Consider the following 24,003-nt stretch of genomic DNA (forward strand, 5'->3'; position numbering starts at 1 on the left):
TTCGTCGTTCCTAGACTTGTCCCGTGAGCGATCTCCTCGAGAACCCCAAGGCCGGCCGTGTCCGTGCCGTCGCAGCGCTGTCGAAGAAGGACGTGCGCGCCGACACGGGCCTGTTCCTGCTCGAAGGGCCGCAGGCGGTGCGTGAGGCGATCGAGTACCGCCCGGAGCTCCTCCGCGAGCTCTACGTGACCCCGACGGCGGCCGCGCGCTACGGCCTCGACGACGCGCCGGTCGACACGTGGTTCGTGACCGAACAGGTCCTCGACGCGATGGCGGACACGGTGACGCCGCAGGGCGTCGTCGCGGTGTGCCAGCAGTTCCCGACGTCGGTGAAGGACGTCTTCCCCGACGCCGGTGCCGCCCAGGAGGCGCGTGGCGGCCTGCCGGGGATCGTCGCGATCCTCGAAGAGGTGCGTGATCCGGGCAACGCCGGCACCATCATCCGTGCGGCCGACGCCGCCGGCGCCGACGCGGTGGTCCTCACCGGGCGCAGCGTCGACCCGTACAACCCGAAGGTCGTGCGGTCGACCACGGGCTCGCTCTTCCACGTGCCGGTGTCGGTCGGCGTGACGCTCGCCGACGCGGTCTCCCGTGCCCGGGGCCTCGGGTACACGATCCTGGCCGCCGACGTCTCGGGCGACGACCTGCCCGAGGTCCGCGCCGACGGCATGCTCGACGGTCCGACCGCGTGGGTGTTCGGCAACGAAGCACGTGGTCTGACCACCGAGGACCTCGCCCTCGTCGACCGCGCCGTGAAGGTGCCGATCTACGGCAAGGCGGAGTCGATGAACCTCGCGACCGCGGCGTCCGTCTGCCTGTACGAGTCGGCGTTCGCGCAGCGCACGGCTCGTCCCTCCACAGGCGACTGATCGGGGGACTCCTCCCCAGACCGTCCGGTACCGGACGGCGGTATCCCACGGGCCGGTAGGCTTGGGTCTCGTGTCAGAACCTCTCGAGATCAGCGAATCGGCCGTCGCCGACGCCGTGGACCGGGCCCTCGCGGCGGTCCGCGCCACGACGACCGTCGCCGAGCTGAAGCAGGCCAGGGCCGAGCACACCGGCGAACAGTCCGCGCTGGCGCGGATGAACGCGTCGATGCGCAGCGTGCCGAAGGAGCAGAAGGCGGCCGCGGGCAAGCTCGTCGGACAGGCCCGTGGGCAGGTGAACGCGGCGATCGCCGAGCAGGAGTCCGTGCTCGCCGAAGCCGAGGAACGTGCACGCCTCGACGCCGAGCGCGTCGACGTCACCGCGCTCCCGGTCCGCCGCGCGCCCGGCTCGCGGCACCCGCTGTCGCTCCTCAACGAGACCGTGGCCGACATCTTCGTCGGCATGGGGTGGGAAGTCGCGGAAGGCCCCGAGCTCGAGCACGAGTGGTTCAACTTCGACGCGCTGAACTTCGACCCGGACCACCCGGCCCGGGCCATGGCCGACACGATCTTCGTCGAGCCGGTCGAGCGCCACCTCGTCATGCGCACGCACACCTCTCCGGTGCAGGTGCGGTCGCTGCTCTCGCGCGACCTACCGCTCTACGTCATCGCGCCGGGCCGGGTGTACCGCGCCGACGAGCTCGACGCCACGCACCTGCCGGTCTTCACCCAGGTCGAGGGCATCGCGATCGACAAGGGCCTGACGATGGCGCACCTGCGCGGCACGCTCGAGCACTTCGCGCGCCAGATGTTCGGGGCCGAGGCGCAGATCCGTCTCCGCCCGAACTACTTCCCGTTCACCGAACCCAGCGCCGAGATGGACGTCTGGCAGCCGAACGCCAAGGGCGGCGCCCGGTGGGTCGAGTGGGGCGGCTGCGGCATGGTCAACCCGAACGTCCTGCGCGCCGCCGGCATCGACCCGGCCGAGTACCAGGGCTTCGCGTTCGGCATGGGCATCGAGCGGACGCTGCAGTTCCGCAACGGCCTGAACGACATGCGTGACTTCCTCGAGGGCGACATCCGCTTCTCGCAGCAGTTCGGAACGGTGGTCTGATGCGCGTCCCACTCCGTTGGCTCGGCGAGTCCGTCGACCTCCCCGACGACGTCACCCTCGAGCACGTCCACGCGGCGCTCGTGTCGGTGGGCTTCGAGGAAGAGGACGTCCACACCTACGACCTCACGGGCCCGATCGTCGTCGGCCGCGTGCTCGAGCGCGAGCCCGAGCCGCAGAAGAACGGCAAGACGATCAACTGGTGCCAGGTGGACGTCGGTGAGCCCGAGCCCCGCGGCATCGTGTGCGGCGCGCACAACTTCGACGTCGGCGACCTCGTCGTCGTCACGCTCCCCGGCGCCGTCCTGCCCGGCCCGTTCCCGATCGCCGCACGCAAGACCTACGGGCACGTGTCCGACGGCATGATCGCCTCGGCACGCGAGCTCGGTCTCGGCGACGAGCACGACGGCATCCTCCGCTTCGCGGACCTCGGCATGGATCCCGAGGTCGGCGCGGACGCCATCGCGCTCCTCGGTCTCGACGACGCCGCGGTGGAGATCAACGTGACCCCGGACCGCGGGTACGTGCTGAGCATGCGCGGCGTCGCTCGCGAGTACGCCCACGCCACCGGCGCGACCTTCCACGACCCGGTCGAGCGGGTCACCCCCCGCAGCGCCGAGGGCTTCCCGGTCGTGATCGACGACCGGGCCCCGGTGCGTGGCCGGGTCGGCGCGCACACGTTCGTCACCCGTGTCGTCCGTGGCATCGACCCGACCGCGAAGACCCCGGCGTGGATGGTCTCGCGCCTCGCCCTCGCCGGTGTCCGGTCGATCTCGCTGCCCGTCGACATCACGAACTACGTCATGTTCGAGCTCGGTCAGCCGCTGCACGGGTACGACCTCCGGACGCTGCAGGGCGGGCTCGGTGTCCGTCGTGCTGCTGCCGGCGAGACCCTGACGACCCTCGACCACGTCGAACGGACGCTCGACCCGGAAGACCTCGTCATCACCGACGACTCCGGTCCCGTCGGCCTCGCCGGCGTGATGGGCGGTGCCCGGACCGAGATCTCCGACGCGACCACCGACGTCCTGATCGAGGCGGCCGGCTTCGACCAGACCTCCATCGCCCGGACCGCGCGTCGGCACAAGCTCCCGAGCGAGGCGTCCCGACGCTTCGAGCGCGGTGTCGACCCGCTCGTGGCCGAGGCCGCTGCGAACCGTGCGGTCGAGCTCCTCGTCGAGCTCGCGGGCGGCACCGCGGACCCCCTCGGCTCGACGCTCGTCGACACCGAGCCCCGTCCGACGGTCACGATGCGCATCGCCCGTCCGGCCGAGCTCGTCGGAGTCGACTACACCGACGCCGAGGTCATCGACACCCTGCGCGCGATCGGTGCGTCGGTCGACGTCGACGGGGACACGCTCGCCGTCGTGCCGCCGACCTGGCGCCCCGACCTCACCGACGACACCACCCTCGTCGAAGAGGTCGCGCGCATCGTCGGCTACGACCGCATCCCGAGCGTCCTCCCCGTCGCGCCGCCCGGACGTGGTCTGACCGTTCACCAGCAGGCACGTCGTCGCGTCGCCGCTGCACTCGCCGCCGACGGCCTGGTCGAGGTCGTCACCGCGCCCTTCGTGTCGCAGGCGACGCAGGACGCCTACCCGGGCATCGACGGTGCCGGCGGGCCGAGCGTGGTCCTCGCGAACGCCCTCGACAGCGAGCAGAGCCTCCTCCGTCGCAGCGGGGTGCCGGCACTCGTCGACGCCGCCCGCCGCAACGTGTCGCGCGGCCTCGTCGACGTCGCGCTCTACGAGACCTCGCGGGTGTTCCTGCCGGTCGCGGGCGAGACGCTCGGTACCGACACGGTCCCGGCCGGCGCCGTGCTCCCGGACCGCGACACCCTCGCCGCGCTCGACGCGTCCCTGCCGCCGCAGCCGTTCCACGTGTCAGCGCTGCTCACCGGCAACCGGGTCGTGAAGCAGCCCGGCGTACAGCCCGAGCCGTACGGCATCGCGGACGCACTCGACGTCGCGCGCGCCGTCGCGTGGGCGGTCGGGGTCGAGCTCACGGTGGCGCAGACGACGCACCCGTCCCTGCACCCGGGCCGTGCGGCATCGCTCCTCGTGGACGGAACCGTCGTCGGCGTCGCGGGTGAACTCCTGCCCGAGCTGACCGAGGCAGCGGTCCTGCCGCGCGTCGTCGCGGTCGTCGAACTCGACCTCGACGCCATGGTCCGGGCGGCGCCCGAACTGGTGTCGGTGGCACCGATCGTGTCCTACCCGGCGGCGACGCAGGACCTGTCCCTCGTGGTGGGTGCCGGCGTACCGGCGGGTGACGTACTGGATGCGGTGCGCACTGGTGCCGGAGAGCTGTTGGAGTATGCTCGCCTCGTGGATGACTACCGGGGCACCGGCGTGGACGAGGGACAGAAGTCCCTGACGTTCGCGCTGCGCTTCCGCGCCACGGACCGCACGCTGACCGCTGCCGAGGCCACTGAGGCCCGTGACGGCGCCGTCCGACGTGCCGGCGAGCGATTCGGGGCGACCCTGCGCGACTGATCCCATCGGGACCAGCACCGCCCGGGGCCGCCGCCTCCGACTCTCTCGACGACCAGTCCGACCAAAGGTGGAATCCCATGTCCGTATCCGTCGCCGTGGCGGGAGCCTCCGGCTACGCGGGCGGTGAGCTCCTGCGCGTGCTCTCCGCCCATCCCGAGTTCGACGTCAGGACGGTGACGGCGTTCTCGAACGCCGGACAGCCGCTCATCGCGACGCAGCCGCACCTCCGCTCGCTGTCGCACCTGACCCTCGAGCCGACGACGGCGGAGAACCTGCGCGGACACGACGTCGTGTTCCTGGCGCTGCCGCACGGCCAGTCCGGGGCCATCACCGCGGAGCTCGGCGGCGACGCCCTCGTCGTGGACTGCGGCGCGGACCACCGGCTGACGGACCCGGCGGCGTGGGAAGCGTTCTACGGCGGCGACTACCACGGCGCGTGGACCTACGGGCTGCCGGAGCTGCTGCACGCGGCGCCGACGCCCGGGTCGGCGGACGAGTGGCGTGACGTGGACGACATCCAGACGCAGAGCCGGCAGCGGGCGGCGCTCGTGGGGACGAAGCGGATCGCCGTCCCCGGGTGCAACGTGACCGCGGTCACGCTCGGCATCCAGCCGGGCATCCAGGCCGGGCTGATCGAGTCGGACGACCTCGTGGCCGTGCTGAGCGTCGGCCCGAGCGGTGCCGGCAAGAAGCTCGCGAGCACGTACCTGGCGTCCGAGATCATGGGCTCCGCGAGCGCGTACGCGGTCGGCGGGAAGCACCGCCACATCCCGGAGATCCAGCAGAACCTCGTGGTCGCCGGCGCGTCCGAGGTGACGATCTCGTTCACCCCGGTCCTCGTGCCCATGTCCCGCGGCATCCTGGCGACGACGACTGCGAAGCTCGCGCCCGGTGTGAGCGCCCGTGACGTCCGGCTCGCCTGGGAGCAGGCCTACGCCGACGAGCCCTTCGTGCACCTCCTGTCCGAGGGCGAGTTCCCCCGGGTCGCCGACACCATCGGCGCGAACACCGCACTGATCGGGCTGGCGGTCGACGAGGCCGCCGGTCGCGTCGTCGCGGTGAGCGCCCTCGACAACCTGGCCAAAGGCACCGCCGGTGCTGCGGTCCAGTCGACGAACATCGCCCTGGGCTTCCCGGAGACCCTCGGCCTCAGCGTGGACGGAGTCGCACCGTGACCGACGCAAGCCAGCCCACCCACACCGACCCGGGCCTCCAGGGCGTCACCGCGGCAGCGGGCTTCCGCGCGGCCGGCGTGACGGCCGGTCTCAAGTCGAGCGGCAAGCCCGACGTTGCCCTCGTCGTCAACGACGGGCCGGACGCCGCAGTGGCCGCGGTCTTCACCAGCAACCGTGCCCAGGCGCACCCCGTGATCTGGTCGCGCCAGGCGGTCGGCGACGGTACCGCCCGAGCGGTCGTCCTGAACTCCGGCGGCGCAAACTGCTTCACCGGTCCGTTCGGCTTCCAGACCACCCACATGACCGCCGAAGCCGTGGGCGAGGCGCTCGGCATCGGCGCCGGCGACGTCGTCGTCTGCTCGACCGGCCTCATCGGGGTCGGCGACCAGACGTTCCGCGACAACGTCCTCAGGGGCGTCGACCTCGCGAGTGCGGCACTGTCGGCCGACGGCGGTCCGGACGCCGCGACCGCCATCATGACCACCGACACGAAGCCGAAGCAGTCGGTCGTCACCGAGGACGGCTGGACCGTCGGCGGCATGGCCAAGGGCGCGGGCATGCTCGCACCCGGGCTCGCGACGATGCTCGTCGTGATCACCACGGACGCCGTCGTCGGCTCGGACGAGCTCGACCAGGCGCTCCGGGCCGCCACCCGCGTCACCTTCGACCGGGTCGACTCGGACGGCTGCATGTCGACGAACGACACCGTGGTGCTGCTGTCCTCCGGCGCGAGCGGCGTCACGCCCGAGGTCGGCGACTTCCAAGAAGCCCTGACCGCGGTCTGCGCCGACCTCGCACGGCAGCTGCAGCAGGACGCCGAGGGCGCGAGCCACGACATCGCGATCCACGTCGTGAACGCCGCGACCGAGGACGACGCCGTCACGGTCGGCCGGAGCGTCGCCCGGAACAACCTGTTCAAGGCCGCGGTGTTCGGCAACGACCCGAACTGGGGCCGGGTGCTCGCTGCGATCGGCACCACCGACGCCGAGTTCGACCCGTACGCCGTCGACGTCTCGATGAACGGGGTCCGTGTCTGCCACGCCGGCGCACCGGACGAGCCGAGCGACCGCGTCGACCTGACGCCGCGCGACACCGACGTCCTCATCGACCTCGGCGTCGGACCGTTCTCGGCGACGATCCTGACGAACGACCTCACGCACGACTACGTCCACGAGAACAGCGCGTACACCAGCTGATGGCCGACGACAGCATCCTCTCGAAGGAAGAAGAGCACGAGCTCGCGACCGTCAAGGCCGCGACCCTCATCGAGTCCCTGCCGTGGCTGAAGCGGTTCTCGGGCAAGATCGTCGTCGTCAAGTTCGGCGGCAACGCCATGGTGAACGAGGACCTCAAGCGCGCGTTCGCCGAGGACATGGTCTACCTCCGGTACGCCGGCCTCCACCCGGTGGTCGTGCACGGCGGCGGCCCGCAGATCTCGGCGGCGCTGAAGGAACAGGGCATCGCGTCCGAGTTCCGCGGCGGCTACCGAGTCACCACGACCGAGGCGATCACGGTCGTCCGCGACGTGCTCGCCGGCGAGGTCAACCGCGAGATCGTCGACCTGATGAACGAGCACGGCGAGGGCCTCGCGGTCGGCGTCTTCGGCGACGGCGGCTCGCTGTTCACCGGCGAGAAGAAGGGCGTCGTCGTCGACGGCGAGCACTTCGACCTCGGGCACGTCGGCGACATCACGCACGTCGACCCCTCCGGTGTGCTCGCCGCGATCGAGGCCGGGCGCATCCCCGTGGTGTCGAGCATCGCCATCGACGACGCCCACCCGGACCAGGCGCTCAACGTGAACGCCGACGCCGCGGCGGGCGCGCTCGCGATCGCCCTCAAGGCGTCGAAGCTCATGATGCTCACCGACGTCCCCGGCCTGTACCGCAACTGGCCGGACCGCGACTCGATCGTTGACCTCATCGCGGTCGAGGAACTCCGCGCGCTCCTGCCGTCACTCGAGTCGGGCATGATCCCGAAGATGACCGCGTGCCTCGACGCCGTGGTCGGCGGGGTCGGCGGCGCGACGATCATCGACGGGCGGATCCCGCACTCGATCCTGCTCGAGGTGTTCACCCTGCGCGGCGCGGGCACCGAGGTGATCCCGGACCCGAGCCGACGCACCGAGAACCAGATGACCCACGCCGAGATCGGCCGACGCGTCGCAGCACCGTCGACGAGCAGCACCACCGGCCAACACGTGGCCAGCACGACCGAGAAGGGACAGCCGCAGTGAGCACCGAGACGCAGACCGAGACCTGGAACGACCGGTTCGGGGCGTCGCTCATGCGATCCCTGACCCCGCCGAAGATCATGCTCGAGCGCGGCGAGGGCTGTCGCGTCTGGGACGTCGACGGCAACGAGTACCTCGACTTCCTCGCCGGCATCGCCGTCAACTCGCTCGGCCACGCGCACCCCGCGCTGGTCGAGGCGATCAGCGACCAGGCCGCCAAGCTCGTGCACGTCTCGAACTACTTCGCGACCCCGCCGCAGCTCGAGCTCGCCGAGCGGCTCAAGCGCATCACGGGCGCAGGTGAGGCCGGCCGTGTGTACTTCGGCAACTCCGGCGCCGAGGCCAACGAGGCCGCGTTCAAGCTCGCACGGCTGAACAAGGGCGCCGACGGGCAGAAGACCCGCATCCTCGCGCTGAAGCAGGGCTTCCACGGCCGCACGATGGGCGCGCTCGCGCTCACCGGCAAGCCCGCCCTGCAAGAGGACTTCCTGCCGATGGTCCCCGGGGTCGAGCACATCGACTCCACGGTCGCCGCGCTCGAGGAGTCGATCGACGACACCGTGGCCGCGCTCATCGTCGAACCGATCAAGGGCGAGGCCGGCGTGGTCGACCTGCCCGAGGGGTTCCTGCTCGCCGCTCGCCGCCTGACCGCGGAACACGGCGTGCTGCTGATCCTCGACGAGATCCAGACGGGCGTGGGCCGGACCGGCAACTGGTTCACCTACCAGGGCCACGGTTTCGAGCCGGACGCCATCACGATCGCGAAGGGCATCGCGGGCGGGTTCCCGATCGGCGCCCTGGTCACCTTCGGCTGGGCGTCCGAACTGTTCTCGGCCGGCCAGCACGGCTCGACGTTCGGTGGCAACCCGCTCGGCACCCGGGTGGCGAACGCCGTCCTCGCCGAGATCGAGCGCGCGGACCTCGTGTCCGGTGCGGTGACGAAGGGGGAGCGGATCCGTGCGGGCATCGCGAGCATCGGCTCGCCCCTCGTCGAAGAGGTCCGTGGCACCGGCCTCCTCATCGGGGTCGGTCTGACCGGCCCGGTCGCCGCCGCCGTCAACGCCGCCGCGCTCGAGCGCGGCCTGATCATCAACGCCCCGAACGAGTCGAGCCTGCGCATCGCGCCGCCGCTCGTCGTGTCCGACGCCGAGATCGACGAGTTCGTGTCGATCCTCAGCGAGAGCCTGGCCGCAGTCGCCGCCGAGCAGGGCACCACCACCCAGGAGACCTCCGCATGACCCGTCACTTCCTCCGCGACGACGACCTCAGCCAGGCGGAGCAGTCCGCGATCCTCGACCTCGCCGAGCAGATGAAGGCCGACCGGTGGGGTGCCAAGCCCCTCGCCGGACCGCAGAGCGTCGCCGTGATCTTCGACAAGTCGTCCACCCGCACGCGGGTGTCCTTCCACGTCGGCATCTCCGACCTCGGCGGCAGCCCGCTCATCATCTCGACGGCGAACAGCCAGCTGGGGGGCAAGGAGACGCCGTCCGACACCGCACGCGTCCTCGAGCGCATGGTGTCGGCGATCGTGTGGCGCACCTACGGCCAGGCCGGGCTCGAGGAGATGGCGGCGAACACCAGTGTCCCCGTCGTCAACGCCCTGTCGGACGACTTCCACCCGTGCCAGCTGCTCGCTGACCTGCTCACCATCCGCGAGCACCGCGGGACCCTGGCGGGGCAGACCGTGGCCTTCATCGGCGACGGCGCGAGCAACATGGCGCAGTCCTACCTGCTCGCCGGGGCCACCGCGGGCATGCACGTCCGCGTCGCGGCACCGGCCGAGTTCTCCCCGGCGGCCGAGGTCGTCACGGACGCCGAGCGTCGCGCTGCCGTGACCGGCGGTTCCGTGCTCGTCGTGACCGACCCGGTCGCCGCCGTCGCCGGAGCGGACGTCGTCGTGACCGACACCTGGGTGTCGATGGGCAAGGAGGACGAGAAGCAGGCGCGGCTCGACACCTTCAACGGGTACCGCGTGGACGACGCGATGATGGCGCACGCCGCCGACGACGCCGTGTTCATGCACTGCCTGCCCGCCGACCGTGGGTTCGAGGTCACGGCCGAGGTCATCGACGGTCCGGGGAGCATCATCTGGGACGAGGCGGAGAACCGTCTCCACGCCCAGAAGGCGCTGCTCGCGTGGCTCCTCGCAGCGAACGCGACCGGCGCTCCCACCGCGACCGGCGCTCCCGCCGCGACCGGCGCCCACGCGACGACCGGCGCCCCCGCGACCGCCTGACCCAGGGAGACCACCGTGGCAGACCGCGTCGTCCTCGCGTACTCGGGCGGACTCGACACGTCCGCCGGCATCGGCTGGCTGCGTGACGCCACCGGCAAGGACGTCGTCGCCCTCGCGGTCGACGTCGGCCAGGGCGGCGAGGACATGGCGGCGATCCGGCAGCGCGCGCTCGACTGCGGCGCCGTCGAGTCGATCGTCATCGACGCGAAGGACGAGTTCGCCGACGACTACCTCGTCCCCGCGCTGCAGGCCAATGCCCTGTACCAGAAGCGCTACCCGCTCGTCTCCGCGCTGAGTCGTCCCCTCATCGCGAAGCACCTGGCGCTCACAGCGAAGCAGCTCGGTGCCGACAGCGTGGCGCACGGGTGCACGGGCAAGGGCAACGACCAGGTCCGCTTCGAGGCGGCGGTCGCGGCCCTCGCCCCGGACCTGACGAGCGTCGCACCGGTGCGGGACCTCGCGCTCACCCGCGACCGAGCGATCGCCTACGCCCAGCAGCACGGCCTGCCGGTCGAACAGTCGGAACGCTCGCCCTGGTCGATCGACCAGAACGTGTGGGGTCGAGCGGTCGAGACCGGTCACCTCGAGGACCCGTGGAACGCCCCGGCGGAGGAGCTCTACGCCTACACGCAGGACCCGACCGTCCCGCGCGCTCCGGACGAGGTGACGATCACCTTCGAGCAGGGGGTCCCCGTCGCCATCGACGGACAGCGGTTCAGCGTGCTGCGCGTCGTGCAGGAGCTCAACGCACTCGCGGGCAAGCACGGTGTCGGTCGGATCGACGTGGTCGAGGACCGTCTCGTCGGCATCAAGTCGCGCGAGGTGTACGAGGCGCCGGCCGCCGTCGCCCTGATCGCCGCGCACGAGGAGCTCGAGAACCTGACCCTCGAACGCGACGTCAACCGGTACAAGCGGCAGGTCGAGTCGGACTGGGCCGACCTGGTCTACGACGGGCTGTGGTTCAGCGGCCTGAAGCGGAGCCTCGACGCCTTCATCGCCCACACTCAGCAGCACGTCTCCGGCGACGTCCGACTCCGGCTCCACGCGGGCCGAGCCGTCGTGACCGGACGCCGCTCCAGCCAGAGCCTCTACGACTTCGACCTCGCGACCTACGACACGGGCGACGCCTTCGACCAGTCGCACGCGAAGGGGTTCATCGACATCTGGTCGTTGCCGAGCAAGATCTCCGCCCGCCGCGACCGGGCCAACTGAGCGCCCAGGCACCCCGCCCCCAAACCCACGACCGGACGACGAGAGAACCATGACCGACGCGAACCAGCCCGCCGCCAAGACCGACGCCACCAACACCGGCGCCCTCTGGGGTGGCCGCTTCGCGGACGGCCCGAGCGCCGAGCTCGCCGCCCTCTCCCGATCGACCCACTTCGACTGGCAGCTCGCCCCCTACGACATCGCCGGCTCCCGCGCCCACGCCCGCGCCCTCAACACCGCCGGGTACCTGACGGCCGACGAGCTCGAGCGGATGCTCGCCGGCCTCGACCGCCTCGAGTCCGCGCACGCCGACGGCACGCTGCAGCCCGCCGACAGCGACGAGGACGTGCACGGCGCCCTCGAACGACTCCTCATCGCCGACCTCGGCCCCGAGCTCGGCGGGAAGCTGCGCGCCGGCCGGAGCCGCAACGACCAGATCGCGACGCTGGGTCGAATGCACATGCTCGACCACGGTCGCCGGATCGGGCACCTCGTCATCGACCTCGTCGACGCGATCTCCCAGCAGGCGAACGAGCACCCCGGCGCGATCATGCCGGGTCGCACGCACCTGCAGCACGCGCAGCCGGTCCTCCTCGCACACCACCTGCTCGCGCACGCGTGGCCCCTGGTCCGTGACCTCGAGCGTCTCCGCGACTGGGCGGACCGCGCGAGTGTGAGCCCGTACGGCGCCGGCGCCCTCGCGGGGAGCTCGCTCGGCCTCGACCCCTCGGCGATCGCCCACGAGCTCGGGTTCGCCCGCCCCGCGGACAACTCGATCGACGCCACGGCGGCTCGTGACGTGGTCGCCGAGTTCGCGTTCGTCCTCGCGCAGATCGGCATCGACGTCTCCCGCCTGGCGGAGGAGATCATCCTCTGGAACACGAAGGAGTTCGGCTTCGTCCGGCTGCACGACGCGTTCTCCACGGGGTCGAGCATCATGCCCCAGAAGAAGAACCCGGACATCGCCGAGCTCGCCCGGGGCAAGTCCGGCCGGCTCATCGGCAACCTGACCGGCCTGCTCGCAACCCTCAAGGGCCTGCCGCTCGCCTACAACCGCGACCTGCAGGAGGACAAGGAGCCCGTCTTCGACTCGGTCGCCACCCTGGAGGTCCTGCTCCCCGCATTCACCGGCATGGTCGCGACCCTCTCGTTCGACACCGACCGCATGGCCGAGCTCGCGCCGCAGGGCTTCTCGCTCGCGACGGACGTCGCCGAGTGGCTCGTCCGCCAGGGGGTGCCGTTCCGTGACGCGCACGAGGTGTCCGGCGCGCTGGTCCGGTACTGCGAGGAGCGCGGGATCGAACTCGACGACCCCACCGACGACGAGTACCGGACGGTGTCCGAACACCTCACGCCCGAGGTCCGCGGCGTCCTCACCATCGAGGGTTCCGTCGCGTCGCGCGCCGGCATCGGCGGCACCGCGCCGGACCGCGTCGCCGAACAGCTCGCGTCGCTCACCCGTCGCGTCCACGACCTGGCGGAGGGCGTGCCCTTCACCCGATGACCGACCCCACGCTCGCGCTGCTGTCCGAACCGGCGCCGGTCTCGGCGCCGGCGTTGCTCGGTGCGACGATCGCGGGCAAGGGCGTGACCCTGCGCATCACCGAGGTCGAGGCCTACTTCGGCCCCACCGACCCTGGCTCGCACGGCCACCGCGGCCCGACGCCGCGCAACCGTCACCTGTTCGGACCGCCCGGGACGCTCTACGCCTACCGCTCCTACGGCATCCACACGTGCGTCAACGTCGTCAGTGCGCCGGAGGGCACGTCGTCGGGATCGCTGCTGCGGGGCGCGCAGGTCGTGGAGGGTCTCGAGGCGGCCCGTTCCCGCCGCGGCGGCTCCGTCACGGACGTCGCGCTCGCGCGCGGTCCCGGCAACCTCGGCGGAGCGCTCGGTGCGGTGCTCGGCGAGGACGACGGCAGCAGACTCCTCGACGGCTCCGGCCCGTACATGCTGACGCTGGCTCCCGGCCTGGAGGCGCGGCTCGCCGCCGTCGGACCGACCCGCGTCGTCGAGGAACTCCTGTCCGAGACCGTGCCCGGTCCGGCGGCGACCGGTCCGGTCCCGCGGATCTCCCGAGGGCCGCGCACCGGCGTCGGCGGCATCGCCGGCGGCGCGCGCTTCCCCTGGCGCTTCTGGCTCACCGGTGACCCGACGGTGTCGGCGTACCGGCGGCACAAGGGTGCCCTCGACTGATCCCCACCGGCACGGCCGTCCGCCGCTGGCGGGTCGCGCCGGAACCGGCGGCGTGGCCCCGGGACCCGACCCGCGCCTCCTGGACCGCGCGCGCCGCTACGATGGCTGGGTGTCCAGTGAATCCGCTCACGATGTCCTGACGCGCCAGCAGAACGACCCGACCTTCGCCTCGGTCTGGGACGAACTGCGCTGGCGTGATCTGGTGCACGTCTCCACCGACGAGACGGCACTCAAGGAGGCTCTCGACGGCGAGCCGATCACGTACTACTGCGGTTTCGACCCGACGGCGCCGTCCCTGCACTGCGGGAACCTGCTGCAGCTGCTCACCATGCGCCGGATCCAGCTCGCCGGGCACAAGCCGCTCGCACTGGTCGGTGGTTCCACCGGGTTGATCGGCGATCCGCGGCCGACAGCCGAGCGGACGCTCAACACCCGCGAGACCGTGCAGGAGTGGGTCACGCGGTTGCAGGGCCAGGTGTCGCGGTTCCTCAGCCCCGACGGCGAGAACGGCGTGCGGCTGGTGAACAACCTCGACTGGACGGCACCGCTGTCCGCGATCGACTTCCTTCGCGACATCGGCAAGTACTTCCGCGTGAACTCGATGCTCAAGAAGGACGCCGTCGCCGCGCGCCTGAACTCCGACGCGGGCATCAGCTACACCGAGTTCAGCTACCAGATCCTGCAGGGCCTCGACTACCGCGAGCTCTTCCGCCAGTACGGGTGCACCCTGCAGACGGGCGGCTCGGACCAGTGGGGCAACCTGACCTCGGGGACGGAACTCATCCGTCGTGCCGAGGGGGCGACGGTGCACGCGCTGGGGACGCCCCTCATCACGAACTCCGACGGCACGAAGTTCGGCAAGAGCGAGGGCAACGCGATCTGGCTCGACCCGGACATGACCTCGCCGTACGCGTTCTACCAGTTCTGGCTCAACACGACGGACGCCGACGTGATCGCCCGGCTCCGCCAGTTCACGTTCCTGTCCCGCGCCGAGATCGAGCGGCTCGAGCAGGCCGTGGCCGACGAGCCGTTCCGGCGCGAGGCGCAACGGACCCTCGCGTTCGAGGTGACAGCGGTCGTGCACGGGGTCGAGGCGACGCAGGCGGCGATCGATGCCTCCGCGGCGTTGTTCGGCAACGGCGACCTGGGCGCGCTGGACACCACCACCCTGCGGTCGGCGATCGCGGAGCTCCCGGGGTCGGTGGCGCTGCCCGGTGATGCGGACGTGGCCCGAGCGCTCGTCGACACCGAGTTGGTGAAGTCCCTCGGCGAAGCCCGTCGCGCCATCGACCAGGGTGGTGTGTACGTGAACAACACCCGCGCCGAGGACCCGACCGCGCCGCTGTCCGACCTCGCCCTGCCCGGGGGAGTGCTCGTGCTCCGTCGTGGCAAGAAGACCCTGGCCGGCGTGACGCTCTCCTGATCGCCGCCGCTCGTCGATGCCCGGTTTCCCTGGTGGGAGCCGGGCATCGCTGCGTCCGGGCCGCACGTGTTGCACAACGCGACACGCCCGGGATGTGGCCCGTCTTGGCGCACCCGCTGAACGCTGCGTATAGTTCTTACTCGTCACCCCAAAGGTGCGGCGGAGCGGCTGGAGCGAAAGCCCAGAGCACGCCGGCCCTCAAGCGGGACCATCCTCCACTGAAGTTCAGATCTTGCCTTGCGCTGGATCGCTTCGACGCCTAGGATGACTACTCCACCGGTTCTCTCCTACGGGATGAGCCACTGGGCCTCAGGGTCCGACGACACACCGGTGGTCAAACCAAGAACGAAAGCCTCTCTGGCGGAACCTCTTTCGGGGTCGAGTGGGGAGTGCGTCTGGTCCTTGAGAACTCAACAGCGTGCACATTGTCAATGCCAATTTATTGACCCCGTGACTCATCAGTTTGCTGGTGGGTTCGGAGACAATTCCTTTTGGATTGAAGATTGTCAGTAGACAGTCAACAGTCAGAATCAACTCGCTGACATCTTCGGGTGTTGGTTGTAATTTTTTACGGAGAGTTTGATCCTGGCTCAGGACGAACGCTGGCGGCGTGCTTAACACATGCAAGTCGAACGATGATGCCCAGCTTGCTGGGTGGATTAGTGGCGAACGGGTGAGTAACACGTGAGTAACCTGCCCCTGACTCTGGGATAAGCGTTGGAAACGACGTCTAATACTGGATATGATCACTGGCCGCATGGTCTGGTGGTGGAAAGATTTTTTGGTTGGGGATGGACTCGCGGCCTATCAGCTTGTTGGTGAGGTAATGGCTCACCAAGGCGACGACGGGTAGCCGGCCTGAGAGGGTGACCGGCCACACTGGGACTGAGACACGGCCCAGACTCCTACGGGAGGCAGCAGTGGGGAATATTGCACAATGGGCGAAAGCCTGATGCAGCAACGCCGCGTGAGGGATGACGGCCTTCGGGTTGTAAACCTCTTTTAGTAGGGAAGAAGCGAAAGTGACGGTACCTGCAGAAAAAGCACCGGCTAACTACGTGCCAGCAGCCGCGGTAATACGTAGGGTGCAAGCGTTGTCCGGAATTATTGGGCGTAAAGAGCTCGTAGGCGGTTTGTCGCGTCTGCTGTGAAATCCCGAGGCTCAACCTCGGGCTTGCAGTGGGTACGGGCAGACTAGAGTGCGGTAGGGGAGATTGGAATTCCTGGTGTAGCGGTGGAATGCGCAGATATCAGGAGGAACACCGATGGCGAAGGCAGATCTCTGGGCCGTAACTGACGCTGAGGAGCGAAAGCGTGGGGAGCGAACAGGATTAGATACCCTGGTAGTCCACGCCGTAAACGTTGGGCGCTAGATGTAGGGACCTTTCCACGGTTTCTGTGTCGTAGCTAACGCATTAAGCGCCCCGCCTGGGGAGTACGGCCGCAAGGCTAAAACTCAAAGGAATTGACGGGGGCCCGCACAAGCGGCGGAGCATGCGGATTAATTCGATGCAACGCGAAGAACCTTACCAAGGCTTGACATACACCGGAAACGGCCAGAGATGGTCGCCCCCTTGTGGTCGGTGTACAGGTGGTGCATGGTTGTCGTCAGCTCGTGTCGTGAGATGTTGGGTTAAGTCCCGCAACGAGCGCAACCCTCGTTCTATGTTGCCAGCGCGTTATGGCGGGGACTCATAGGAGACTGCCGGGGTCAACTCGGAGGAAGGTGGGGATGACGTCAAATCATCATGCCCCTTATGTCTTGGGCTTCACGCATGCTACAATGGCCGGTACAAAGGGCTGCGATACCGTAAGGTGGAGCGAATCCCAAAAAGCCGGTCTCAGTTCGGATTGAGGTCTGCAACTCGACCTCATGAAGTCGGAGTCGCTAGTAATCGCAGATCAGCAACGCTGCGGTGAATACGTTCCCGGGCCTTGTACACACCGCCCGTCAAGTCATGAAAGTCGGTAACACCCGAAGCCGGTGGCCTAACCCTTGTGGAAGGAGCCGTCGAAGGTGGGATCGGTGATTAGGACTAAGTCGTAACAAGGTAGCCGTACCGGAAGGTGCGGCTGGATCACCTCCTTTCTAAGGAGCATCTGGCTCGTCGTGTCCTTCGGGGGACGGTGGGTCCAGGCGCCGGATCGAGACGAACGTTCTCGCCGGTAGCTCATGGGTGGAACATTGACAGTGCAGTCGGGAGCGCAGCTTCTGACCTCAGTACGCCGGGGCCTTCGTGGTTCGGGTTGGAACGGGTTGGGGGTGAGCGGGTCGGCTGGTGCACGTTGTTGGGTCCTGAGGGACCAGGCTTCCCGGCCGAGTGTGGTCGGGGGTTGAGCCGTGATTGGGGCCTTTGGGTTCTGGTTGGGTTCTTCGGTGGGCCGCATGATGCTGGGAGCGTTGTTCCTGGGGGAGTGTGGTGCCGATCGTATGTTGAGAACTACACAGTGGACGCGAGCATCTTAGATCGCTCGTGACGATGATCAGGCCCTTTGGGTGTGGTGATTGTTCGAGTCGATCGCAATTTTAATCTTTGTGGTCAAGTTTCTAAGAGCAAACGGTGGATGCCTTGGCATCTGGAGCCGAAGAAGGACGTAGAAATCTGCGATAAGCCTCGGGGAGCTGATAATCGAGCTGTGAGCCGAGGATTTCCGAATGGGGAAACCCCGCTGGGCGCTTTTGTGACCTGGTGACTCCCGCCTGAATATATAGGGCGGGTAGAGGGAACGTGGGGAAGTGAAACATCTCAGTACCCACAGGAAGAGAAAACAACATGTGATTCCGTGAGTAGTGGCGAGCGAAAGCGGATGAGGCTAAACCGATCATGTGTGATAGCCGGCGGGCGTTGCATGGTCGGGGTTGTGGGACACGTCGCTCAGTTCTGCCGGACTGGGGCGGTTACAGCGCATCATAGTCGAACCGGTTTGAAAGCCGGGCCGTAGTGGGTGCCAGCCCCGTAGACGAAATGGTGTTATGGCCGGATGTGTATCCCAAGTAGCACGGGGCCCGAGAAATCCCGTGTGAATCTGTCAGGACCACCTGATAAGCCTAAATACTCCCAGATGACCGATAGCGGACAAGTACCGTGAGGGAAAGGTGAAAAGTACCCCGGGAGGGGAGTGAAATAGTACCTGAAACCGTTTGCTTACAAACCGTCGGAGCCTCCTTGTAGGGGTGACGGCGTGCCTTTTGAAGAATGAGCCTGCGAGTTAGTGATATGTGGCGAGGTTAACCCGTGTGGGGCAGCCGTAGCGAAAGCGAGTCTGAATAGGGCGATTTGAGTCGCATGTCCTAGACCCGAAGCGAAGTGATCTATCCATGGCCAGGTTGAAGCGACGGTAAGACGTCGTGGAGGACCGAACCCACTTCAGTTGAAAATGGAGGGGATGAGCTGTGGATAGGGGTGAAAGGCCAATCAAACTTCGTGATAGCTGGTTCTCTCCGAAATGCATTTAGGTGCAGCGTTGCGTGTTTCTCGCCGGAGGTAGAGCTACTGGATGGCCGATGGGCCTCAACAGGTTACTGACGTCAGCCAAACTCCGAATGCCGGTGAGTGAGAGCGCAGCAGTGAGACGGTGGGGGATAAGCTTCATCGTCGAGAGGGAAACAACCCAGACTACCAACTAAGGCCCCTAAGCGTGTGCTAAGTGGGAAAGGATGTGGAGTTGCATAGACAACCAGGAGGTTGGCTTAGAAGCAGCCACCCTTGAAAGAGTGCGTAATAGCTCACTGGTCAAGTGATTCCGCGCCGACAATGTAACGGGGCTCAAGCACACCGCCGAAGTTGTAGATTTCGCACACTCGATAAGCCTTCGTGGTTCAGTCGTGCGGAGTGGTAGGAGAGCGTCGTGTGGCGAGTGAAGCGGCGGAGTGATCCAGCCGTGGACGCTACACGAGTGAGAATGCAGGCATGAGTAGCGAAAGACGGGTGAGAAACCCGTCCTCCGAAAGACCAAGGGTTCCAGGGCCAGGTTAATCCGCCCTGGGTAAGTCGGGACCTAAGGCGAGGCCGACAGGCGTAGTCGATGGACAACGGGTTGATATTCCCGTACCGGCGAACAACCGCCCAAGCTAATCCAGTGGTGCTAAGAGTCCTAACCCGCATTGACCGGATCCCTTCGGGGTGATGGCGTGCGGTCTAACGCTCGACCCCATGCTGGTGCGGTTAGCGTATGAACAGGTGTGACGCAGGAAGGTAGCTGAGCCAGGCGATGGTATCCGTAAGGTGATCCTGGTGTAAGGATGTAGGGCTGACGATAGGCAAATCCGTCGTCTGTATGCCTGAGATCCGACGCGTACCCGTAAGGGGAAATCAGTGATCCTATGCTGCCGAGAAAAGCATCGACGCGAGGTTGCAGCCGCCCGTACCCGAAACCGACTCAGGTGGTCAGGTAGAGAATACCAAGGAGATCGAGAGAATCGTGGTTAAGGAACTCGGCAAAATGCCCCCGTAACTTCGGGAGAAGGGGGGCCGGACACGTGATGCGGACTTGCTCCGCTGAGCGTTGAAGGCCGCAGAGACCAGTGGGAAGCGACTGTTTACTAAAAACACAGGTCCGTGCGAAGTCGCAAGACGATGTATACGGACTGACGCCTGCCCGGTGCTGGAAGGTTAAGAGGAAGGGTTAGCCTTTGGGCGAAGCTCTGAATTTAAGCCCCAGTAAACGGCGGTGGTAACTATAACCATCCTAAGGTAGCGAAATTCCTTGTCGGGTAAGTTCCGACCTGCACGAATGGCGTAACGACTTCCCAGCTGTCTCAACCGCGAACTCGGCGAAATTGCACTACGAGTAAAGATGCTCGTTACGCGCAGCAGGACGGAAAGACCCCGTGACCTTTACTACAGCTTGGTATTGGTGTTCGGTGTGGCTTGTGTAGGATAGGTGGGAGACTGTGAAGCGGGCACGCTAGTGTTCGTGGAGTCATTGTTGAAATACCACTCTGGTCACTCTGGATGTCTAACGTAGGACCCTGATCGGGTTCATGGACAGTGCCTGGTGGGTAGTTTAACTGGGGCGGTTGCCTCCCAAAGAGTAACGGAGGCGCCCAAAGGTTCCCTCAACCTGGTTGGCAATCAGGTGGCGAGTGTAAGTGCACAAGGGAGCTTGACTGTGAGACTGACAGGTCGAGCAGGGACGAAAGTCGGGACTAGTGATCCGGCAGTGGCTTGTGGAAGCGCTGTCGCTCAACGGATAAAAGGTACCTCGGGGATAACAGGCTGATCTTGCCCAAGAGTCCATATCGACGGCATGGTTTGGCACCTCGATGTCGGCTCGTCGCATCCTGGGGCTGGAGTAGGTCCCAAGGGTTGGGCTGTTCGCCCATTAAAGCGGTACGCGAGCTGGGTTTAGAACGTCGTGAGACAGTTCGGTCCCTATCCGCTGCGCGCGTTGGAAATTTGAGAAGATCTATCCCTAGTACGAGAGGACCGGGATGGACGAACCTCTGGTGTGTCAGTTGTTCTGCCAAGGGCACCGCTGATTAGCTACGTTCGGACCGGATAACCGCTGAAAGCATCTAAGCGGGAAGCCGTCTTCGAGATGAGATTTCCATGCACCTTGAGTGTGAGAGGCTCCCAGCAGACTACTGGGTTGATAGGCCGGATGTGGAAGCGGGGACTAACGACCCGTGGAGCTGACCGGTACTAATAAGCCGAAGACTTGACAATACAACTATTTCCCACACTTCGGTGTGGGGCTCGCGTCCACTTTGTGGTTCCCGACAGACGATCGGGAACAAGAAACTGAACACCGCGCATGCGCGGAACAGCTTTCGAATTTCCAAGCGATTGGGTCGAAGGTGTTCCGGTGGTCATAGCGAGAGGGAAACGCCCGGTCACATTCCGAACCCGGAAGCTAAGCCTCTCAGCGCCGATGGTACTGCAAGGGGGACCTTGTGGGAGAGTAGGACGCCGCCGGACTCAATTTAGTAAGAAGATGTGGCCATCGGCCCTCCATCGAGAACTCGTAGGGGAGACCCTCGTTCTCGGGAGGCCGGTGGCTACTTCTGTTTCTGCCGCACCTCGCTCGACTCGTGCGCTCGTTCGTGATGGACTGGGTGCACGCGTACGGGCGGGACAGTGCGGCGCCGACACACACAACGACACAGCGGACGATGGCCTGGGCGAGCGCTCGGGCACGCAATGAGGAGCAACGGTGGCGAACGACGACGATCAGCGGCGGAACGACGGCGATCGTGGAGACCGACGAGGCCGCGATGGCGACCGGTCCCCTCGGCGTGACGGTGGGAACCGTTGGTCGTCCGGGCCGCGCGACTTCGAGCGCCGCGAGAGCGACCGGCGCGATGCTCCCCGGCGCGACGCTCCCCGGCGCGATGGGGATCTTCCTGCTCGGGATTCTGGTTCGTCCCGTGACGGGGCGCGCTCCTACCGGGACGGCGATCGTCCGTTCCGCGATGGTGGCCGGCGGCCCGCCTGGCGTGGTGACCGTGACGACTCGAGTCGTCCTCCTCGTGGTGACGGTCCGCGCAGCTCGGATCGTCCTGCTCGTGATGGGGATCGCCCGTTCCGTGGGGGTTCCGACCGTCCTCGTCGTGATGGTGACCGTCCGTTCCGTTCGGATCGTCCGGCTCGCGATGGGGATCGTCCACGTCGTGACGGGGACCGTCCGTTCCGTGGTGGCGACGACCGTCCGCGTCGTGACGGTGACCGTCCGTTCCGGTCCGATCGCCCCGCTCGTGATGGCGACCGTCCGTTCCGGTCGGACCGTCCGGCTCGTGATGGTGACCGTCCGTTCCGGTCGGACCGTCCGGCTCGTGATGGTGACCGTCCGTTCCGGTCGGATCGCCCCGCTCGTGATGGCGACCGTCCGTTCCGTGGGGGTACCGACCGTCCGCGTCGCGATGGTGACCGCCCGTTCCGTGGTGGCGATGACCGTCCGCGTCGCGATGGCGACCGTCCGTTCCGGTCGGACCGTCCGGCTCGTGATGGCGACCGACCGCGTCGTGTTGGTGACCGCCCGTTCCGCTCGGACCGTCCCGCCCGTGACGGCGACCGACCCCGTCGTGACGGGGACCGTTCGTTCCGCGGCGGCCAGGACCGTGACCGCGGCGGCCGCGACGATCGTCAGCGCTTCGGCGACGGCAGCCGTCACGCCGGTGCGCGGTTCGGCGAGGCCTCGCGGGACGACTGGGAGGACCGCGACCCCTACGGCACCAAGTCGATCCGCCCCCGCCACGAGGACCCGGAGATCCCCGAGGACATCCAGGCACGCGATCTCGACAAGGTCGCCCGGGCGGAGCTCAAGACGCTCAGCAAGGACAACGCCGACTGGGTCGCCCGTCACCTCGTGGCCGCGGCACTCCTGGTCGACGAGGACCCCGAGACCGCGAACCAGCACGCACTGAGCGCGGCTCGTCGAGCCGGCCGGGTCGGCGTCGTCCGTGAGACGGCGGCCATCACGGCGTACCGCCTCGGTGACTTCGCGACGGCGCTGCGAGAGCTCCGGACCTACCGACGCATCTCCGGCCGGAACGACCAGCTGCCGATGATGGTCGACTGCGAGCGTGGGCTCGGCCGTCCCGAGCGGGCGCTCGAACTCGGCCGGTCGGTCGACCGCGCGGCGCTGGACACGGCCGTGCAGGTCGAGCTCGCCATCGCCATGTCCGGTGCGCGCCTCGACCTCGGGAATCCCACAGCCGCACTCGGCGAGCTGGAGATTCCACAGCTCGACCCGTCCACTGCCTACAGCTGGTCCCCGGCGCTCTACAGTGCTTACGCGGCCACGCTCGAGGAGCTCGGCCGTCAGGACGAGGCCGACGAGTGGTGGGCCCGTGTCGATCGTGCGGCAGCGGCCCTGGCCGAGGTCGCGGACGAGAACGCTTGGGAGACAGTTGATGTGGTCGAGGAAACGCTCGAAGTCGAAGGACCCGCAGACGAGCTCGCCGGAGCCGTCGACGACGAGCCCGACGCCGAGCTCGCCGACGAGCCCCTCGGTGACGAGCCCGACGACGACGAGCCGGCCGGAGACGAGCCCGGCGAGATCGACGACGACAACCCCTCCGACGTCGACGGGTCCGCAGCCGACTGACGTGCCGAAGCCGCCGACGGACGGTGTGGACGTCGTCCTCACCGACCTCGACGGCGTCGTGTACCGCGGCCGCAACGCGATCCCGCATGCGGTCGAGGCGCTGACCCGCGCCTCGCTGACCGCCCGCGTCGGCTACATCACGAACAACGCATCGCGCCGACCGGTCGACGTCGCGGAGCACCTCGAGCGGTACGGGCTCGAAGTGTCCGAGGACGACGTGGTGACCTCGTCGCAGGCGGGCGTCCGGCTGCTCGAGACGCTCGTCCCCGCGGGTGCGACGGTGCTCGTCACGGGTGGTCTGGGGCTGACGAGCATCGTCGAGGCAGCGGGCTTCACCGTGACGTCCAGCGCCGAGGATTCGCCGGCCGCGGTCATCCAGGGGTTCTCCCCGGACCTCGGGTGGACGCACCTCGCCGAGGCGTCCTTCGCCCTGGCCGACCCGGACGTGCCGTGGGTCGCGACGAACATGGACTGGTCGATCCCGGTCGAGCGCGGCATCGCGCCCGGCAACGGCACGCTCGTGTCCGCCGTGCACCAGGCCGTCGGTCGGATGCCCGTGGTCGCCGGCAAGCCCGAGCGGCCGATCTTCGACGCAGCCCTCGCGCGCTTCGGTGGTGAGCACCCGTTGTTCATCGGCGACCGCCTCGACACGGACATCAAGGGCGCGAACGACGCCGGGATCCCCAGCGTCCTCGTCCTCACCGGGATCGACAAGGCCAAGCAGGTGCTCGCGGCCGACCAGCGTTCGCGTCCCACGTACATCCTCGGCGACCTCCGTGGCCTGTCCGAGCCCTACCCGGTGACCATCCGGCGGGAAGACCCGGACGGTACCCGCTACGCCACGGTCGGTGCCGTCACGGTGGCGATGCGCGGCCACGTCGTGCGGGTGCTCGACGGCGGCGACGCGATCGACCTTCTCCGCGCCGGGACCGCCCTCATCTGGGAGTCTGGGCTCGCGATCTACGGGCTCGACGTCGACCCGAAGCTGTACGGCGGCGAGTAGCGTGACCGAG

At 67.7% G+C, this 24,003-nt stretch carries 15 protein-coding genes and 3 rRNA genes; all 18 read left to right on the forward strand.

Annotation, left to right across the window (positions count from 1 at the left end):
* The first annotated feature begins 23 nt into the window (after positions 1-23).
* The 18 genes from BJK06_RS10710 (at position 24) to BJK06_RS10795 (ending at position 23,993) form a co-directional block, all read left to right on the forward strand.
* Positions 24-869: an RNA methyltransferase gene (locus BJK06_RS10710; protein WP_070417881.1), complete on the forward strand. Its 846-nt coding sequence runs from the start codon at positions 24-26 to the stop codon at positions 867-869.
* A 70-nt stretch (positions 870-939) separates the two neighbouring features.
* Positions 940-1,980 (forward strand): phenylalanine--tRNA ligase subunit alpha, encoded by a 1,041-nt coding sequence (gene pheS / locus BJK06_RS10715; RefSeq protein WP_070419380.1) that lies wholly within the window; start codon positions 940-942, stop codon positions 1,978-1,980.
* Entirely contained in the window at positions 1,980-4,472 is a 2,493-nt protein-coding gene (gene pheT / locus BJK06_RS10720; RefSeq protein WP_070417882.1) for a phenylalanine--tRNA ligase subunit beta, read from the forward strand. Before pheS ends, pheT begins: the two co-directional genes overlap by 1 nt.
* A 77-nt stretch (positions 4,473-4,549) precedes the next feature.
* Positions 4,550-5,647: an N-acetyl-gamma-glutamyl-phosphate reductase gene (locus BJK06_RS10725; RefSeq protein WP_070417883.1), complete on the forward strand. Its 1,098-nt coding sequence runs from the start codon at positions 4,550-4,552 to the stop codon at positions 5,645-5,647.
* Entirely contained in the window at positions 5,644-6,843 is a 1,200-nt protein-coding gene (argJ, locus tag BJK06_RS10730; protein WP_070417884.1) for a bifunctional glutamate N-acetyltransferase/amino-acid acetyltransferase ArgJ, read from the forward strand. Before BJK06_RS10725 ends, argJ begins: the two co-directional genes overlap by 4 nt.
* Complete coding sequence (gene argB / locus BJK06_RS10735; protein ID WP_070417885.1) at positions 6,843-7,880, forward strand: acetylglutamate kinase; 1,038 nt, start codon at positions 6,843-6,845, stop codon at positions 7,878-7,880. The genes argJ and argB overlap by 1 nt, the downstream gene beginning before the upstream one ends.
* Positions 7,881-7,930: 50 nt before the next feature.
* On the forward strand, positions 7,931-9,115 hold the full coding sequence (locus BJK06_RS10740; RefSeq protein ID WP_258027751.1) for an acetylornithine transaminase: 1,185 nt from the start codon (positions 7,931-7,933) through the stop codon (positions 9,113-9,115).
* Complete coding sequence (argF, locus tag BJK06_RS10745; protein ID WP_258027619.1) at positions 9,112-10,113, forward strand: ornithine carbamoyltransferase; 1,002 nt, start codon at positions 9,112-9,114, stop codon at positions 10,111-10,113. Before BJK06_RS10740 ends, argF begins: the two co-directional genes overlap by 4 nt.
* A 15-nt stretch (positions 10,114-10,128) precedes the next feature.
* Positions 10,129-11,325 carry an argininosuccinate synthase gene (locus BJK06_RS10750; RefSeq protein ID WP_070417887.1) on the forward strand — a complete coding sequence of 399 codons (1,197 nt, stop codon included), beginning with the start codon at positions 10,129-10,131 and terminating at the stop codon, positions 11,323-11,325.
* A gap of 49 nt (positions 11,326-11,374) precedes the next feature.
* Positions 11,375-12,826 (forward strand): argininosuccinate lyase, encoded by a 1,452-nt coding sequence (gene argH / locus BJK06_RS10755; protein ID WP_070417888.1) that lies wholly within the window; start codon positions 11,375-11,377, stop codon positions 12,824-12,826.
* Positions 12,823-13,518 carry a DNA-3-methyladenine glycosylase gene (locus tag BJK06_RS10760; protein ID WP_070417889.1) on the forward strand — a complete coding sequence of 232 codons (696 nt, stop codon included), beginning with the start codon at positions 12,823-12,825 and terminating at the stop codon, positions 13,516-13,518. Before argH ends, BJK06_RS10760 begins: the two co-directional genes overlap by 4 nt.
* Positions 13,519-13,627: 109 nt before the next feature.
* Positions 13,628-14,941, forward strand: coding sequence for a tyrosine--tRNA ligase (tyrS, locus tag BJK06_RS10765; RefSeq protein ID WP_070419381.1), 1,314 nt, complete (start codon positions 13,628-13,630; stop codon positions 14,939-14,941).
* A 567-nt stretch (positions 14,942-15,508) separates the two neighbouring features.
* Positions 15,509-17,030, forward strand: a 16S ribosomal RNA gene (locus tag BJK06_RS10770).
* Positions 17,031-17,479: 449 nt separating this feature from the next.
* Positions 17,480-20,610: ribosomal RNA gene (locus BJK06_RS10775) — 23S ribosomal RNA — on the forward strand.
* 135 nt (positions 20,611-20,745) lie between these two features.
* A 5S ribosomal RNA gene (rrf, locus tag BJK06_RS10780) occupies positions 20,746-20,862 on the forward strand.
* Together the 16S, 23S and 5S rRNA genes form the textbook arrangement of a ribosomal RNA operon.
* A gap of 113 nt (positions 20,863-20,975) precedes the next feature.
* On the forward strand, positions 20,976-22,307 hold the full coding sequence (locus BJK06_RS19050; protein ID WP_070417890.1) for a hypothetical protein: 1,332 nt from the start codon (positions 20,976-20,978) through the stop codon (positions 22,305-22,307).
* A complete protein-coding gene (locus tag BJK06_RS10790) occupies positions 22,250-22,990 on the forward strand; it encodes a hypothetical protein (RefSeq protein WP_070417891.1) in 741 nt (246 codons plus the stop codon). Before BJK06_RS19050 ends, BJK06_RS10790 begins: the two co-directional genes overlap by 58 nt.
* A 1-nt stretch (position 22,991) precedes the next feature.
* On the forward strand, positions 22,992-23,993 hold the full coding sequence (locus tag BJK06_RS10795) for an HAD-IIA family hydrolase (RefSeq protein WP_070417892.1): 1,002 nt from the start codon (positions 22,992-22,994) through the stop codon (positions 23,991-23,993).
* The last annotated feature ends 10 nt before the right edge of the window (positions 23,994-24,003 follow it).

The organism is Curtobacterium sp. BH-2-1-1, assembly GCF_001806325.1.
Classification (GTDB): domain Bacteria; phylum Actinomycetota; class Actinomycetes; order Actinomycetales; family Microbacteriaceae; genus Curtobacterium.